A 14,690-nucleotide genomic window follows, 5' to 3' on the forward strand; every position below is an offset into this window, starting at 1 on the left:
TTACATCCTTGTTTTTTTAATTAAAGGGCCGCTGTTATCCTATCCTTGTTCTTCTTGACCTCGTATCTGATCCTGCCCAGGTTCGCCCCGGGCTCCGCTACTATGGCCAGGATCTCGTTTTCGGTGACGAGAGATAACATTATGGGTCCGTTTTGAAGCTCTACAAGCACCTGCTCGAAGTTGCCCTTTCCAAGCTCTATGCCCATTGCTTCGGACGTACCGACACTGGTTGAAGCCATAGCCCCAAGCGCGTCCACGTCCATGGTTATGTTTGAAACGTGCTCTATTATGAACCCGTCACGCCCCAGGATCGCTGCGGCGCTTACACCCTCGACCTTGATCAGGTCGCCTAAGATCCTCTTTAACATCTTTTAACCTCACGAATGACATTACCCTCATTATCTACTACTCTCAACATAATAGGCATTCTGCCTATGGCATGAGTGGCACAGGATACGCACGGGTCATATGCCCTGACTACCATCTCTATCCTGTTCAGGACACCCTCGCTGACATCCTCTCCGTGTATAAGTTTCCTGGCCGCCTGAAGCACACCTTTGTCTATCGCATCGTTATTATGTCCTGTGGCGACTATAAGGTTAGCCTTTGTGATGAATCCCTGGTCGTTCACTGTGTAATCATGTATGAGCGTGCCTCTCGGCGCCTCGACGACTCCCACGGCTTTAGTGTTCTTTACTGCGCCCGTCGCATTCCTGATGTTCTTTTCGCAGACTGACGAGTCTGCCAGTATCGACAGGGCTTTCTCGCTTATGGCCATGTACTCTATCACCCTCGCGAGATGATAAAGGAAAGGCTGCTGTGCTATGCGGCCGAACTTTGCCCTGAACTCGCCCAGCATCCTGTCAGCTTCGGGCGTGCCCATGGAATCCACCACGTTGATGCGCGCAAGCGGACCGACCCTGTAAAACCCGCTTCCTTTCTTAAGCGACGTAAACTTCATGTACGAGTACGGCTCAGCTCTTTCCACGATATAGCTCGCATAGTCCTTTCCGGGGAACTCGCAGAGCTGAGCGCCGTCCGCGCCTACCGCCCTTATGTTCCCGTCATACGGGTCAAATTTCCCGTCTTTGGTCAGGCCTATAAAGTCGGATTGCACTATTCCGACATTATTGACCAAATCGGAGTACTCTTCAAACTTCGGCAGAACGAAATCCCAGCTCGCTTTAGCGATCTCCACCGAACGCTTTGCAAAGCCTTCCAGCTCGTTCTTCTTTTCGGGAGATATTGTGAATGACATACCTCCGGGCACGGCAGATACCGGATGGATGGCCTTCCCTCCGACGTCTTCTGTGATCCGCTGCCCTATCTTGCGCGCCTCTATCGCCATCTTTGCCAGGTCCCGGTTAGCTTTTACCAGGCCTGCGACGTTCCTTAGCGCCGGGTTTGAGTCCGGCCCAAGGATGAAGTCGGGCATTCCCAGGTAAAACAGGTGCAGGGAATGGGAGCTGATGAGCTGTCCTGCCAGCAGGAGCTCTCTTAGCTTGTGGGCGGTCGCAGTTATCTGGGCCCCGTATATCTCGTCGACCGCCTTCGCGGAAGCGAGATGGTGGGCCGTCGGACAAATGCCGCAAATGCGGGGCGTTATCCTCGGGGCTTCTTCCACGGCAGCGCCTTCAAGGAACTTTTCAAAGCCCCTGAGCTCCGTAGCATGGAAATGGGCTCCGGACACCTCCCCTTTGTCGTCCAGGTTTACGGTGACGCTGGCGTGGCCCTCTATTCTGGTGATAGGTGAGATAGTTAGCTTCTTCATAGGTGTCTCTCCTTGATGATGTCTGGTATCTTCGAGACTGACTTGTTCTCCATTATCTTGCTTCCCATGACGAACGGGTAAATGGTGTGCGGCACATCATAGATCTCTTTCTCGATCTCTTTCTGCGGCAGCTCTGTCAGGTGCTGTATCCTCATGACCAGTATATTATACAGGTCTCTGCAGGGCTCTCTCAACACGTCGAGGGACGGCCCGCCGCATCCATGGCACGGTATCCCGTGCTCTGTGCAGACTGCGCCACATCTTCCGAACGTCACCGAGCCCAGGCATAAGTAGCCCTGGCCAAGGAGACACTTACCTTCTTCGGGGATGCCTTCGTTCCTTCTTTTGACCTTCCAGTCCTTTACCTGTCCCATGGTCCTCTTGCATTCCGAACATACGGATTTTTTGGACAGTTCGGGCACGTTCCCGTCCAGCAGCGGGAGCAGTATCTTTCTTAAAAAGACTTCCTTTGGCGGGCATCCTGTGATATAATAATCGACCTTTATTATGTCGCCTACCGCATACCCTCTGTAGAGCAGGTCAGGCACGTCCTCTTTCGGTATCTCTTTCTTGGCAAGCGCGGGGTCCGTAAAGACTCCTTCAAGGATCTCGTTCCTGCTGTGTATGATCGAAAGGCCGGATATTCCTCCGAAACAGGCGCAAGTACCGTAGGCAATGACTATCTTCGCTCGCTGCCTGAGCTTTTTGACCCTTTCCATGTTCTCCTTGTTGCGTATGGCCCCGCCGATGATCGCGACGTCGATCTCCTCGGGCGGCTCTTTTACGTCCATCAGAATGGGCGAGTATACCAGTTCTACCTTATCCAGAAGCTCGAGAATGTCCTCGTGAAGGTCCAGGATCGACATATGGCATCCGGCACATGATGCCAGTGGTTCCGTTGCTAGCTTTAACATCCCGCCTCACCTCAATATCAGCTTCTTCAGGCATGTGTTAGGACCGACATGGACGATCTCTAATTTGCCTCTTTTTCCAGTTATCTCCTCAACGGCCCCGACCATGTAGCCATATAGGCTCTGGCACAGGGGTCCTTTTTGCGGCATGCCCTCTCTGCGGAGGGTCTGCCTTACCAGGCAATCCCTGAACACAAGATAAATGAAAGTCTCGCCATTTTCCGTAATGATGTAGCTGTCCTTATCTTTGGGCTTCCAGAGCTCGAAATTATATTGCCTTCCGAGGATGTCGGATAGCTCCTTCAGGGCTTTCTCCACATTGTCAGTCTTGGGGAAGTATTTAGCAGTCTCATGACCCATCTTCATTCCTGCCCTGTACACTACGGCGTTAGCGCCGCCCCTGGCGATCTCTTCCAGCGACCTTATGATGGTCGCGTTCAAGACCATGATGCCGTGCAAAGCTTCCTCATAGTCCATGATGTTGCCTTCACAGTGCAAAGGCAGCTCTTCCGGCTTTACGACAGATGCCTGGGACATTATATGAACCTCCTTAACATTGAGCATACTTCCAGGTCGACGTAAAGTCTCCTCGATAAGTAGATATCTCTATGCTCGATCGCGTTTGACGGACAGATCTCATGACATGATAGGCAGGCCATACAATCCTCCGGATTTATAACAGTTGATACGCCGTCCTTAAGCTCATAGACTTTCATAGGACAGTCATGGACGCATAGCCCGCAGCCTATGCAAACCTCTTTATCTATTAATATATTTACCATCGTCCCGTACCTCAACGCTTTTAGCTAAATACCCCTGATTAGTAAGGAATTATTTTTATGTTACTTGAATATATACGTATCTCTTATAATCGAAAATATTTTTCCCGGATACCATAAATTATATATAATTTTAGAGCAAACATATGTTAAATTTGGAATAAATACCGTTAAAAACATATTATGTCTAATAATTTGACTTTATTTTTGATTCACGCATTTGCCTGTTCAGTTAACGGCTGCTTTCCAAAAGTAATATGCTTGATAGGCGACACAATAATAAATGATCTCGTTCAGCCTCTGTAAGAAATACGGCTATCGCCAGGTATGGTAAGTGCCCTGCCCGGCGAATGTTCAGGAATAAACATTATATATCGCCTGGGTATAGATATAATACCTTTAAAATATGGTAACGCGATGGCATTCTTGTATCAAAAGTGCCATGGAGAAAATATATCGTTCGACAGATGAAAATAACAAGGTTAACACTGGGGGAGAAATGACTGAAGTGATAGTCCACGACCCCGCATTATGCACTGGCTGCAGGCAATGCATGACGGCGTGTTCTTTTAAAAATTATAAGACCTATAATTATAGCTTATCGCTCTGTAAAGTGATAGAAGACCCCCGCGGGGGTTTTGTCAGGGTACACTGCCAGCACTGTAAGGACCCGATGTGCGTGGCGGCATGCCCGAAAAAGGCGATCACCAAGGATGAGAAAACGGGCTATGTGACGATCGACCAGATGCTGTGCGTCGGCTGCAAGTCGTGCATGTACGCATGCCCCATATCCATACCACAGATGAGCAAGGGCCTCAAGGTAATGGTCAAATGCGACATGTGCGAAGGGGATCCTGCTTGCTTAAAAGTATGCTCTGCAAAGGCGATCAAGCTGATGACCAGGGTAGAAGGAACCGGACTGGTCAAGGAGATGGAGAAAAGATGAAAGAGCTGTACCCCTGGCGTAAGCCTGTAAAGATATCGCTTCCGACATCAGTGAAGCCTCAGCTTATAAGGCATTTCAGCATCGGGCTGCTGTATCCTGTTACGGATGAACTTAAGGAAGCGAGGGAAAAAGCCGGCCTCGACCCGATACCTCCGACGGCTCACAGGTATAAGGAAGGTGCCGAGGACATCAGGAAGATCATCAAGGCGATGGGCGTTGACCGGAACATAGGGCTCGACCTGGAAAAGATGGAGTATAGGTTCAAATGACCGTGAAATATTCACATTTCCTTGGCTGCGTCATGCCTACAAAGATGCCGTGGGCGGAAGCGGCGATCATGAGGACGCTACCGAAGCTCGGGGTGGATATAGTATATCTGGAGAAGTCCGGATGCTGCCCGAGGGCAGGTGTATGGATATCCGTCGACCGTAGGGTCTGGCTGACCCTGGCGTCATATAACCTGCTTCAGGCAGAAGAGCAGGGCAGGGATGTCATGGTATCCTGCAACGGCTGCTATGTCACGCTTTACGAGGCCAATAAGGTACTTAATGAGGAGCCGGAGACGCTGGAAGAGGTCAACAGGTATCTTGCGGCCGCAGGAAAACATTACGACGCGAACATACGCGTCAGGCATTTCCTCGAAGTACTGTACGAGGACGTCGGTATCGACAGGATCAGGAAAGAGAGCAAGAAGCTTAACATCCGCGTCGCCATACACCCCGGTTGCCATATGAGAATATTCGCGGACGGAAAGCTCGTAAGATACTTTACAGAGCTGATCGAGGCGCTGGGCGTGGAGATAGTGCCGTACGGCCTGGAACAGATGTGCTGCGGATTACAGTCAAACCTCGCCGACAGGCAGTTCGCGACCTATGAGCGGGCCAAGAAAAAGATGGACGCGATCATGAAGACTGACGCGGACGCGCTCGTTCTCGTGTGCGCCGGCTGCTACGACCAGTTCGAAAGAGTGACCAACACGCTCAGAAAGAATGATAATTATGACTTTAACGTGCCAGTGATACATCTGGCGGAGCTCCTTGCCGTGTCCTTCGGCATGAAGCCGGACGAGTTCGGCATGCGCTACATGAGGACAGCGCCTGTGGACGGGCTCATAGAAAAACTGGAGAAAAGCGTAAAATGAAACCATATTTCATCATAGCCATATTCATACTGGTCACCAGCGTTATAGGGGTGGTCCTGTCGGAAGAGATGGTCATGCTGTTCCTGTTCGCAGAGCTAGCTTCGCTCGTGTCTTTCTACATGTTCTTCTCGGTCATCATCCCGTCATTGTTCCCCGAATATAAAAAAGTGGAAGAGAACTTCAATTGTGGCGCCAACGACCTTTACCTTGATCCGGAGGAGGCCTACGGGCCCAGGACACCTTTCGGAGGTGTGAAAAATAAGTAACGATTATGATCTGACAGTATGCCGGATATTGCCGTCCGAGGTCATACCGGCGGTAAAAGACCAGCTCTCGAAAGGGGGCAGAATGATATATGCGTCAGGGGTAGACGAGGGTGTCAACGGCATTAAAGTAGACTATTATTTCGGCTTTGACCATTTGCACAGGGGTAAGCATACCATACTCAGGACGTACCTTGACAGGGAAGACCCCGAGGTCGAGTCAGTGACGCAGATCACTCCCCAGGCAGACTGGTCGGAAAGGGAATTGATAGAGTTCCTTGGCGTGAAGGCAAAAGGGCACCCGGACCCCAGGCACTTATGGCTGCCCTTGAACTGGGAGAAGCTTCGGCTGACGGACGAGGAGAGCAAAGCCGAGGCCGCAAAGTTCAAACAGGAGCCAGTCGACAACATCCTTAATCTGCCGGTCACAGTGGTCCCATACGGGCCTTATCATCCTGCGTTCATCGAGAGTAATTACTTTAAGATGGCCGTGGAGGACGAGGTCGTAAAAACCGCGGACCTTAAGCTCGGTTTCAATCACCGCAGCGTGATCAAGCTTATGGAAAGGCGAGACTACTATAAGGACGTATACCTCGCGGAGAGGATATGCGGCTTCTGTAACGCTCATCAGTCCATCACGTTCGCCATGACGGCCGAATGCATAGGCAATGTGGAGATCCCTCCGAGAGCAGGGCTGATCCGAACGCTATTGTTCGAGCTTGAAAGGATACAGAGCCACCTGCTGGCAATAGGCCTGGTAGGCGACTTGATGGGCTTTAAGACAATGTTCATGCACTGCTTAAGGATCAGGGAAGACATCCAGGACTGCCTTGAGCTCATATCGGGACAGCGCGTCACGCACGGGCTGGGCACACTGGGAGGCGTGAGGAGAGACATCACTGCATGCCAGGCTGATTTTGTGCTTTCGAAAATCAAGGCGGTGAAAAAGTCATCCGACGAGCTATTCGATCAGGTGCTGGCAAACGATGTTCTGCTGACCAGGCTTGAGGGCGTGGGAAAGCTTTCCCATGACGATGCAATAATGCTGGGCGCAGTCGGGCCCACGGCCAGGGGCAGCAACTGGAAGATAGATGTCAGGAAAAACAGCCCGTATGCAGCATATGAAAATCTTGACTGGGAGATCATAACGGAGACTGACGGAGACTGCCTGGCAAGGCTCAAAGTGAAGATGAGAGAGGTCCTGATGGCCCTTCATATCATAGAGCAGTGCTGTGAAAAGCTTAAGTCGACGTCGGGCAGCATCGTGGCGGCGGTGTCTAAGATGCCGTGCGCGGAGGCGATATCCAAATCAGAGGCTCCGAGGGGAGAGTTGTTGTACCACGTATCCTCTGACGGCACGAACACACCCGAATATGTGCGTATAAGGACCCCGACGTTCCGCGTGGCACACATTATGCTAAAGCTGATCCACGGCGTATACGTGGGAGACGTCCCCGCGATAATCGGCTCGATAGACCCATGCTACTCATGCACGGACAGGGTCACGGTCATCAGAGGGGGAAAGGGCGAATCGGTGGAGATACGTTCGCTGGGAGAGAATAAATGATAGACATCGCATGGATAAATCCGATCATTGCCTTTATCATGGGCATCGTTCTCTCTTTCAACCTTAGAAAGATATTCGCCAGGGTACAGTCTCGCAGAGGCCCTTTACTGTGGATGCCTAAAAGCTGGTATGGCATCAACCGCAGTAAATTTCTTCAGCCGCTATATGATATACTTAAGCTATTCAGTAAAAAGACCATAATACCCCATACCGCGACTCCTATGTTCATCATAGCTCCGATAGTCGCCCTTATTTGTGCCATACTGGCGACGCTGTTCGTCCCTGTCGCAGGCATCTGCATGGACTACACCTTCAGCCTTGTGGTGCTATTCTACCTGCTGATAGGCGTGACTCTCTTCGTCATAGTCGGAGGCACCTCCAGCGCTTCTCTGTTCGCGGCGATAGGCGGTGTCAGGGAAGTGGAGCTGATGCTGGCGAACGAGATACCTTTCATACTTGGCACGTTCGCGCTGGCGATATCGTATGACACGTTATCGATCAAAGAGATGATGGGCTTTAACCTGCTGACCAATCCCTTTGCTGCGGCAGCAGTATTCATCGCGATACTGGTCAAGCTGCATATAAAGCCGTTCGACATACCCGAGGCGGACTCCGAGATAGTCGGAGGGCTGACCACCGAGTACAGCGGAAAGCTGCTCGGGGTGCTTGAGATAATCAAACTGATCATGCTGTTCGTCCTGTCAGCGCTGTTCGTCGACCTGTTCCTGTGGGTACCGTCCACCGGGATCGTATCATGGATCATATTCCTGGCGGCGATACTGTTCGTGGGGGCCGTCATAGGCTTTATTCATTCATTGTTCGCCCGCTTCAGGATCGACCAGGCCACATGGTGGCTGTTCAAGATATCGACAGTTATATCGCTCGTGGCTGTAGGGCTTGCGATCGTCGGGAGGTTCCTGCTATGAAGAACCCTGTCAAAGCGTTTGCAGGCTTAATCGCCAACTTCTTCCGAAAGCCGGTCACCATCGAGGAGAACTACGGTTTCCTCTCGGACACGTTCAGATGGCTCCCGAGAAGGGACGATGAAAAATGCACGGGCTGCGGCGCATGCTATGAGAGATGCTCGAGCGGCGCGACACATATCCACGACGTACAGGAAGAGCGTACCGTGTGCATAGACAGTCTCAACTGCATATTCTGCGGAAGATGTGCTGACGCATGTCCGGAATCCGCCTTAGAGCTTTCATTCGAGCCAAAGACGGACGATGAAAAGAAGGTCCGTGAAGAGATGTTCGACATCGAAGGCGGCGAGTGCCCGCATTCCCTTATACGCCCGAAGGAGAACAAAGAAGCGTCACTGGAGTATCTGCGCAGGATAAGCCTGGCGCATGAGCAGGGTGAGGACGGGCCGTGCACGAAGACAATGCTTCCGCTACAGCGCTGCAGCGTGTGCGGAGAGATCATGCCTGAAACGTCGAAGCATCTTGAGATAGTGAAAAAGAGGGCGCTGGAGAACCTTCAGCCCGAGACCGCGAAGATCGTCGAGGAGGATATGAAGCTGTATCTTACCGCATGTGTCTCATGCAGGCAAAAATACAGCCTTATCTGGAACACGCACCCGAGGAAGTACATATGAGCGTATTAAAAAAATCCCCGTGGATATACCACGCCCACGCAGGCGGATGTAACGGCTGCGACATAGAACTGCTGGCATGCATGGGCCCGAGATACGACCTCGAAAGGCTGGGGATCAAGTGGGTGTCTTCTCCGCGTTATGCGGATATATTACTTGTCACAGGCCCGGTGCCGCTGCACACAAAGCCTTTCCTGGAAAGGGTGTATGCGCAGACCCCCGAGCCAAAGCGAGTCATAGCCATGGGCGCATGCGGATGCTCATGCGGTGTTTTTATCGATGACGAAAATTATTCGATAGCAGGCCCGGTAGAGAAGATCATTCCAGTCGATGTGAAAATACCCGGCTGTCCGCCCAAGCCTGAGGCAATAATCGACGGCATACTAAAAGTGCTGAATAAGATGTGATCTTTTCATTTTTTCAAACGTTATGATACCCTTGTTCTCACAAATACTCAAATTTGCCATATAGGGCTTTATGATTCTACTGCAGGCATTTTTCTATAAATAAAGCCATAGTGCCATTGATATGCTTTTCCTACAATTATGGTGTAATCGACAGGCATCGTCCTAAAATATTAAAGAACCAATTTTTCGCTACAAGATCACTTAATATTGCCATACATTCTCCATTAAATGTTTTTATGAACACCGGTTAAAAAATTATCAAAAGCTATACTTATGGGTACTTATCCATGCATTTTTACTATATTTTAAGCATATTATGGGCCGATATTTACTATTTAAATAATTATTGTTTTTTTGATAGTTAATACATGGTTTAATTATTAATTTAAAGCTCAAGATTAGCAAATAATAATTATACAGTTATATATTTAGCTTATTTTTACAAAATAACCTTAAATTATAGTTATACAACAATAATCGCTATAAACTGGATATATTTCACTAATTATTTTGGTAATCTTAAATTCTATATTTACTATTATTATTATGAAAGGAGGTATGACCGCAGTATGTTTAAAAAACTTATTGCCTCAGGTGCAGCAGTACTGGCTACGGCCATAACCATGAATCCCGCAGAAGCTTTCTTCTTTGGGTCCAGGTTCTTTGGCCTCGGGTTCGGCAGCTTCGGGTTCGGTTTCCCGTTCTTCGGTGGGTTCGGTTTCCCGTTCTTCGGTGGGTTCGGTTTCCCGTTCGGAGGATTAGGGTGCGGAATACCGTTCGGTGGCTGTGGGTTCGGGTTCCCGTTCTGGTAATGGTCCAGAAAACAACCCGCTTATTTTTTTAATAATTTATTCTTTTAGCATTTTATAATGACAAATAACCATTAAACGTGAAAATCATCTTAAAATCGGGTCTATTTACATGAAAGCGGCTGTCGTTACACCGGGTCAAAAAGACTCGATCAGGGTCATAGATATTGAAACGCCGGGCATAGGGGATGACGAAGTCCTTGTAAAGGTCAGTAGCGTAGGCGTTGACGGGACCGATGAGGACATTAATGATGGCAAGTACGGTAAACCGCCCGAAGGGTGCGATCATCTTATTATCGGACATGAGGCTGTCGGCGAAGTAGAAAAGACCGGAAATAATGTAAGATGCCTGGAGCATGGGGACATTGTCGTGCCGATGGTCAGGAGGCCTTGCTGGGAGAATTGCTATAACTGCAGGAACCATCAGCCCGATATGTGCCTTACTGGCGATTACTTTGAAAGGGGGATAAAGGGCCTGCATGGATTTATGTCCGGTTATTTTTCAGAGTGGCTTGAGTACCTGATCAGGCTACCGCCTGAGCTGAAAAGTACGGGAGTTCTGCTTGAGCCGCTGAGCGTTGCGGAAAAGGGCATCAGGGAGGCTTTGAGCGTACAGGGGCGCATGCTCTGGAACCCAGGACGGGCTCTGGTCCTCGGGGCCGGGTCTCTCGGGTTGCTGGCTACGTTCATCCTGCGTGATATGGGCATCGATACGTATACTGTCGCCACCAGGGACAAAAAGAGTATTAAGGCGCAGGTAGCCGAACAGTCCGGCGCTAAGTACATAAACGCAAATGAGGAGCCCATTGATACACTGCCCGATAACTATGGTGATTTTGATATTATAATCGAGGCTACGGGTGTGAGCAGGTTAGCATTTCAGTCAATAAGCCTGGTCAACACTAACGGCGTTGTGTGCCTGTTAGGCCTTTATCCTTCCGGAAAAAAGCATGAGGTATGTACTGACTGTATCGGTATGGACATTGTGATGGGTAACAAGCTGGTTTTCGGATCGGTCAGCAGCAATCGTATCGACTTTGAGCGTGGCGTTGACCGGCTTATTTCCATAAAAAATAAATGGCCAGGGATGATGGAAAAGATGTTTACCAGGTCCGTAGCGATCGATAATGCTGCGGAAAGCCTGATAAGGGGCAGCGAGGACATTAAAGTGCTTGTAAACATGCCTGTATGATGTTATGGATCTTAATCCGTTCAATGCTCATATCATTTTTTAAAAGCATTAGAAGGAAACACCTTTCGCATATTAATCTCCAAAATGATATAATCTCAAAACCCAGACTTCCTGTTGTAATCACATTAAAGGCCATTGGGTAGGGGAATGTTATGGTCGACAGGAGCAGGATACACCAGTGGCATACTAAATCCAACCGGATCATCGATGCGCTGGTCATTCGTGAAAACAATCTGACATACGTAACGGCACAGAATGGAGACATACCAATAACGGAGAACCAGGGCTACGGTCTTTATTACAGGGATTGCAGGTTTTTAAGCGGTTATATTCTCAAGATCAACGGCGAGACGCCTACGGAGATACAGTCCAGCGATGAGAAAGGGTATATGTCTACAACGATGATGACCAATCCCAATTTTATTGACCTGAAGGGAGTCGTGATCGGCAAGGAGACGATAAGCATCCGCAGGGACGCAATAATACCGGGATGCGTACAGGAGACGATATCCATCGTTAATTTCAATGAGTTCGACGTGCACGTTTCCCTGACGCTGGAGTTTGACTCGGACTTTGACGATATTTTCACCGTGAGGGGCATATCTGAAAAATCAGGCGGAGAGTTATATCCCATCAAATATGAAAACGGTCTGCTGCATATCTCATACCATGGACAGGACGGGCATATGCGCAACACAAAGGTCATGTTCAGTCCGGGGCCTGAAGAGGTCGATAATGGCGTATGTACTTTCTGTCTTGTCCTGAAGCCACATGATGAAAAAAAGATACTCGTATGCATCTCAGTAGAAGATATATCTCCCGGAGAAAGACCCGGAGAATTGCACATTCATGATGTGGGTGATGAGCTAAAAAAGATAAGGTCTTCCTACCTGGCCACGATGGAGTGCTGCAGCAATATAATCACCAGTAATAACGTTTTTAACAAAGTCTTTCTTCGATCCATGGCAGATCTCAGGATGCTTCATATGAGCCTTGAGGAAGATCGATTCCACTCTGCGGGTGTGCCATGGTATGACGCGCTTTTCGGGAGGGACAGTATCATATCGGCTTTGCAGATACTTCCATTTGAGTCCGGCATGGCGAAAAGCACGTTAAGGCTCCTCGCTGCGTACCAGGGGAAAGATATCTGCGAATGGAAGGACGAGAGCCCGGGCAAGATACTCCACGAGCTGAGGCTGGGCGAAAAGGCGAATCTTGGGGAGATACCGCATACGCCCTATTATGGCAGCATAGACTCCACGCCTCTTTTCCTCATACTGCTTGCTGAATACATTAACTGGACCGGTGACATAGAGCTATTCCACAGCCTTAAGGATAACGTCGAGCTTGCACTGAAATGGATCGATGATTTTACCGACCTGGATGGCAGCGGACTCGTATCTTATGCGGTAAAGTCAAAGTTCGGGCTATATAACCAGGGATGGAAGGATTCGAACGACGCAATATTACATTCTGACGGCACGCTTGCGAAGAGCCCGATAGCGCTGGCAGAAGTCCAGGGCTATGTTTACCGGGCAAAACAGTCTATGGCGGATCTTTATGAAAGCACGGGCAGTGAAGATATTGCGGCAGGTCTTGTGAAGGATGCAAGAAAGATCAAATCGATCTTCAATGAACGGTTTTGGATGGGGGATAAGAAGTTTTACGCCCAGGCCATCGACTCCTGCGGGCTTTGCGATGTTATATCCTCTAACCCCGGGCAGGCTCTCTGGAGCGGGATAGTGGACACGAACAGGGCAAAATTCATAGCAGACAGGCTATTCGAACCCGATATGTTTTCCGGATGGGGTATACGGACGCTGTCATCCGGCGAGATCAATTATAATCCGCTGGGCTACCATGTCGGCACCGTTTGGCCGCATGATAATTCAATGATATCAATGGGACTATGCGAGTACGGGTTTTGCGAGGAATCGACGGCGCTGTTCAGCAGCATGTACGAGGCGGCGGGCTTCTACCCCCGCTACAGGCTGCCGGAACTTTTTGGCGGGTTTTACCGCGAGGAATATGACATGCCTATTAAGTACCCTGTAGCATGCAGCCCTCAGGCATGGTCATCAGGCACGATACCTTACATGCTTTCGGCTTCTCTGGGCCTCAAAGCGGATGCGATGAATAATAGCCTGACGCTTTTAAAGCCTCATCTGCCTCCCTGGCTAAACTACGTGCAGATAAAAGACCTGAAGGTCGGCAAGGCTTCGACGGACCTTGAATTTCAGCGGGTTAAAGATAACACTCTCGTTAATGTCGTAAAGCGGGGCGATATGGATGTCTATGTCGTATATTGATACCCGGTCATTTGTCCTGTGTCCATTAGTGTATATGTCATAAGTTCGATGATCTATACGATGATACCGTTTGCCGTTTGTTAGCCTATGCATCACATCAACGTACGGCATTAACACCATCAAATCCGACAATGATCATATAAAACGGCGATTTATCGGGACACAGCACTAAGTTTTATCTAAAAATAATCGTCATTTGACGTAGCGTGCTATATATTGACTCATTTAATCAAAATATTTATTAATTTTCGTTATTTTTGGCATTACTACTATAATGTGGTTTGAATTTAGTCTAAAACAACTTTTATATATAAATGATTTTATACAGACTTTTAATGCTATGCTGGTTGGTTAGTGTCGATTTTTTAGCCGAATGTTTCACAAGGCTTATTAGGGTTTACTGCTATTCTACATGTAAAATCATTAAGAAATGCGATATATGGAGGATAAAACTTGAAGGAAATTCGAATACACGGACGCGGCGGTCAGGGTTCCGTCACCGCGGCAGAGCTGATAGCTGTCGCGGCATTCGAGGACGGTAAATGGAGCCAGGCCTTCCCTTACTTCGGCACTGAGAGGAGGGGTGCTCCCGTGACTGCGTTCGCAAGAATATCCGATTCACAGATTCGGATAAGAAGCCAGATCTATCAGCCGGACTATGTTATCGTGCAGGATCCGTCCCTCATACACTCGGTAGATGTGGCGAGCGGCATTAAGGACGACGGGCTCATTTTAATTAACTCTGATAAGAAACCATCTGAGATAGGCATCAACACGAAGGCGAAGATCAAGACGATAGACGCGACCTCTCTCGCTCTGGAGGTCATAGGCCTCCCGATAGTTAACACTGCCTTGCTCGGCGCTTTTGCCGGCGCGACGGGAATGATCAGGCTGGAGTCCGTGAACAAGGCGATCAAGGCCAGATTCCCCGGAAAGGTCGGAGATAAGAACGTAGAGGCCGTAAAGAGGGCCTTTGAGCTAATGGCTCGCTAGGGTGAGGA

Annotated in this window: 17 protein-coding genes; 12 read left to right on the plus strand and 5 right to left on the minus strand. The window is 49.2% G+C overall.

Annotated elements, in window-relative coordinates; translation table 11 throughout:
* Nucleotides 1-20 precede the first annotated feature (20 nt).
* The 5 genes from CUJ83_RS13225 to CUJ83_RS13245 are packed head-to-tail and all read right to left on the minus strand — an operon-like array spanning nt 21 to nt 3,464.
* A complete protein-coding gene (locus CUJ83_RS13225) occupies nt 21-368 on the minus strand; it encodes a roadblock/LC7 domain-containing protein (RefSeq protein WP_230742800.1) in 348 nt (115 codons plus the stop codon).
* Entirely contained in the window at nt 362-1,771 is a 1,410-nt protein-coding gene (locus tag CUJ83_RS13230) for a Ni/Fe hydrogenase subunit alpha (protein WP_230742801.1), read from the minus strand. The genes CUJ83_RS13225 and CUJ83_RS13230 overlap by 7 nt, the downstream gene beginning before the upstream one ends.
* Nucleotides 1,768-2,685 carry an NADH-quinone oxidoreductase subunit B family protein gene (locus tag CUJ83_RS13235; RefSeq protein ID WP_230742802.1) on the minus strand — a complete coding sequence of 306 codons (918 nt, stop codon included), beginning with the start codon at nt 2,683-2,685 and terminating at the stop codon, nt 1,768-1,770. Before CUJ83_RS13235 ends, CUJ83_RS13230 begins: the two co-directional genes overlap by 4 nt.
* A 6-nt stretch (nt 2,686-2,691) precedes the next feature.
* Complete coding sequence (locus CUJ83_RS13240) at nt 2,692-3,219, minus strand: hydrocarbon binding protein (contains V4R domain) (RefSeq protein WP_230742803.1); 528 nt, start codon at nt 3,217-3,219, stop codon at nt 2,692-2,694.
* Complete coding sequence (locus CUJ83_RS13245; RefSeq protein WP_230742804.1) at nt 3,219-3,464, minus strand: 4Fe-4S dicluster domain-containing protein; 246 nt, start codon at nt 3,462-3,464, stop codon at nt 3,219-3,221. Before CUJ83_RS13245 ends, CUJ83_RS13240 begins: the two co-directional genes overlap by 1 nt.
* Nucleotides 3,465-3,960: 496 nt before the next feature.
* Here CUJ83_RS13245 and CUJ83_RS13250 point away from each other — a divergent pair, with 496 nt between their 5' ends.
* The 12 genes from CUJ83_RS13250 (at nt 3,961) to CUJ83_RS13305 (ending at nt 14,682) form a co-directional block, all read left to right on the plus strand.
* The gene (locus CUJ83_RS13250; protein ID WP_230742805.1) at nt 3,961-4,407 is read left to right on the plus strand and encodes a 4Fe-4S dicluster domain-containing protein; all 447 of its coding nucleotides are present in this window, start codon (nt 3,961-3,963) and stop codon (nt 4,405-4,407) included.
* Nucleotides 4,404-4,676: a hdrC-like protein gene (locus CUJ83_RS13255; protein WP_230742806.1), complete on the plus strand. Its 273-nt coding sequence runs from the start codon at nt 4,404-4,406 to the stop codon at nt 4,674-4,676. Before CUJ83_RS13250 ends, CUJ83_RS13255 begins: the two co-directional genes overlap by 4 nt.
* Entirely contained in the window at nt 4,673-5,548 is an 876-nt protein-coding gene (locus CUJ83_RS13260; RefSeq protein WP_230742807.1) for a CoB--CoM heterodisulfide reductase iron-sulfur subunit B family protein, read from the plus strand. Before CUJ83_RS13255 ends, CUJ83_RS13260 begins: the two co-directional genes overlap by 4 nt.
* Nucleotides 5,545-5,814 (plus strand): hypothetical protein, encoded by a 270-nt coding sequence (locus CUJ83_RS13265; RefSeq protein WP_230742808.1) that lies wholly within the window; start codon nt 5,545-5,547, stop codon nt 5,812-5,814. Before CUJ83_RS13260 ends, CUJ83_RS13265 begins: the two co-directional genes overlap by 4 nt.
* Nucleotides 5,815-5,842: 28 nt before the next feature.
* On the plus strand, nt 5,843-7,378 hold the full coding sequence (locus CUJ83_RS13270) for a hydrogenase large subunit (protein WP_230742809.1): 1,536 nt from the start codon (nt 5,843-5,845) through the stop codon (nt 7,376-7,378).
* A complete protein-coding gene (locus CUJ83_RS13275; RefSeq protein WP_230742810.1) occupies nt 7,375-8,304 on the plus strand; it encodes a respiratory chain complex I subunit 1 family protein in 930 nt (309 codons plus the stop codon). Before CUJ83_RS13270 ends, CUJ83_RS13275 begins: the two co-directional genes overlap by 4 nt.
* The gene (locus CUJ83_RS13280) at nt 8,301-8,975 is read left to right on the plus strand and encodes a 4Fe-4S dicluster domain-containing protein (protein ID WP_230742811.1); all 675 of its coding nucleotides are present in this window, start codon (nt 8,301-8,303) and stop codon (nt 8,973-8,975) included. The genes CUJ83_RS13275 and CUJ83_RS13280 overlap by 4 nt, the downstream gene beginning before the upstream one ends.
* Nucleotides 8,972-9,379, plus strand: coding sequence for an NADH-quinone oxidoreductase subunit B family protein (locus CUJ83_RS13285; RefSeq protein ID WP_230742812.1), 408 nt, complete (start codon nt 8,972-8,974; stop codon nt 9,377-9,379). The genes CUJ83_RS13280 and CUJ83_RS13285 overlap by 4 nt, the downstream gene beginning before the upstream one ends.
* 569 nt (nt 9,380-9,948) lie before the next feature.
* Nucleotides 9,949-10,191 (plus strand): hypothetical protein, encoded by a 243-nt coding sequence (locus CUJ83_RS13290; protein ID WP_230742813.1) that lies wholly within the window; start codon nt 9,949-9,951, stop codon nt 10,189-10,191.
* A gap of 109 nt (nt 10,192-10,300) precedes the next feature.
* A complete protein-coding gene (locus CUJ83_RS13295) occupies nt 10,301-11,380 on the plus strand; it encodes a glucose 1-dehydrogenase (protein ID WP_230742814.1) in 1,080 nt (359 codons plus the stop codon).
* Nucleotides 11,381-11,532: 152 nt separating this feature from the next.
* Nucleotides 11,533-13,689 (plus strand): amylo-alpha-1,6-glucosidase, encoded by a 2,157-nt coding sequence (locus CUJ83_RS13300; RefSeq protein WP_230742815.1) that lies wholly within the window; start codon nt 11,533-11,535, stop codon nt 13,687-13,689.
* 453 nt (nt 13,690-14,142) lie between these two features.
* Nucleotides 14,143-14,682 (plus strand): pyruvate ferredoxin oxidoreductase subunit gamma, encoded by a 540-nt coding sequence (locus CUJ83_RS13305; RefSeq protein ID WP_230742816.1) that lies wholly within the window; start codon nt 14,143-14,145, stop codon nt 14,680-14,682.
* Nucleotides 14,683-14,690 lie beyond the last annotated feature (8 nt).

It is taken from the genome of Methanooceanicella nereidis (assembly GCF_021023085.1).
GTDB classification, from domain to species: domain Archaea; phylum Halobacteriota; class Methanocellia; order Methanocellales; family Methanocellaceae; genus Methanooceanicella; species Methanooceanicella nereidis.

What these genes read in the sequence shown, in the direction of transcription:
- CUJ83_RS13225 (WP_230742800.1), bottom strand. Translation starts at nt 368, where the DNA reads ATGTTAAAGAGGATCTTAGGCGACCTGATCAAGGTCGAGGGTGTAAGC.
- CUJ83_RS13230 (WP_230742801.1), bottom strand. Translation starts at nt 1,771, where the DNA reads ATGAAGAAGCTAACTATCTCACCTATCACCAGAATAGAGGGCCACGCC.
- CUJ83_RS13235 (WP_230742802.1), bottom strand. Translation starts at nt 2,685, where the DNA reads ATGTTAAAGCTAGCAACGGAACCACTGGCATCATGTGCCGGATGCCAT.
- CUJ83_RS13240 (WP_230742803.1), bottom strand. Translation starts at nt 3,219, where the DNA reads ATGTCCCAGGCATCTGTCGTAAAGCCGGAAGAGCTGCCTTTGCACTGT.
- CUJ83_RS13245 (WP_230742804.1), bottom strand. Translation starts at nt 3,464, where the DNA reads ATGGTAAATATATTAATAGATAAAGAGGTTTGCATAGGCTGCGGGCTA.
- CUJ83_RS13250 (WP_230742805.1), top strand. Translation starts at nt 3,961, where the DNA reads ATGACTGAAGTGATAGTCCACGACCCCGCATTATGCACTGGCTGCAGG.
- CUJ83_RS13255 (WP_230742806.1), top strand. Translation starts at nt 4,404, where the DNA reads ATGAAAGAGCTGTACCCCTGGCGTAAGCCTGTAAAGATATCGCTTCCG.
- CUJ83_RS13260 (WP_230742807.1), top strand. Translation starts at nt 4,673, where the DNA reads ATGACCGTGAAATATTCACATTTCCTTGGCTGCGTCATGCCTACAAAG.
- CUJ83_RS13265 (WP_230742808.1), top strand. Translation starts at nt 5,545, where the DNA reads ATGAAACCATATTTCATCATAGCCATATTCATACTGGTCACCAGCGTT.
- CUJ83_RS13275 (WP_230742810.1), top strand. Translation starts at nt 7,375, where the DNA reads ATGATAGACATCGCATGGATAAATCCGATCATTGCCTTTATCATGGGC.
- CUJ83_RS13280 (WP_230742811.1), top strand. Translation starts at nt 8,301, where the DNA reads ATGAAGAACCCTGTCAAAGCGTTTGCAGGCTTAATCGCCAACTTCTTC.
- CUJ83_RS13285 (WP_230742812.1), top strand. Translation starts at nt 8,972, where the DNA reads ATGAGCGTATTAAAAAAATCCCCGTGGATATACCACGCCCACGCAGGC.
- CUJ83_RS13290 (WP_230742813.1), top strand. Translation starts at nt 9,949, where the DNA reads ATGTTTAAAAAACTTATTGCCTCAGGTGCAGCAGTACTGGCTACGGCC.
- CUJ83_RS13295 (WP_230742814.1), top strand. Translation starts at nt 10,301, where the DNA reads ATGAAAGCGGCTGTCGTTACACCGGGTCAAAAAGACTCGATCAGGGTC.
- CUJ83_RS13300 (WP_230742815.1), top strand. Translation starts at nt 11,533, where the DNA reads ATGGTCGACAGGAGCAGGATACACCAGTGGCATACTAAATCCAACCGG.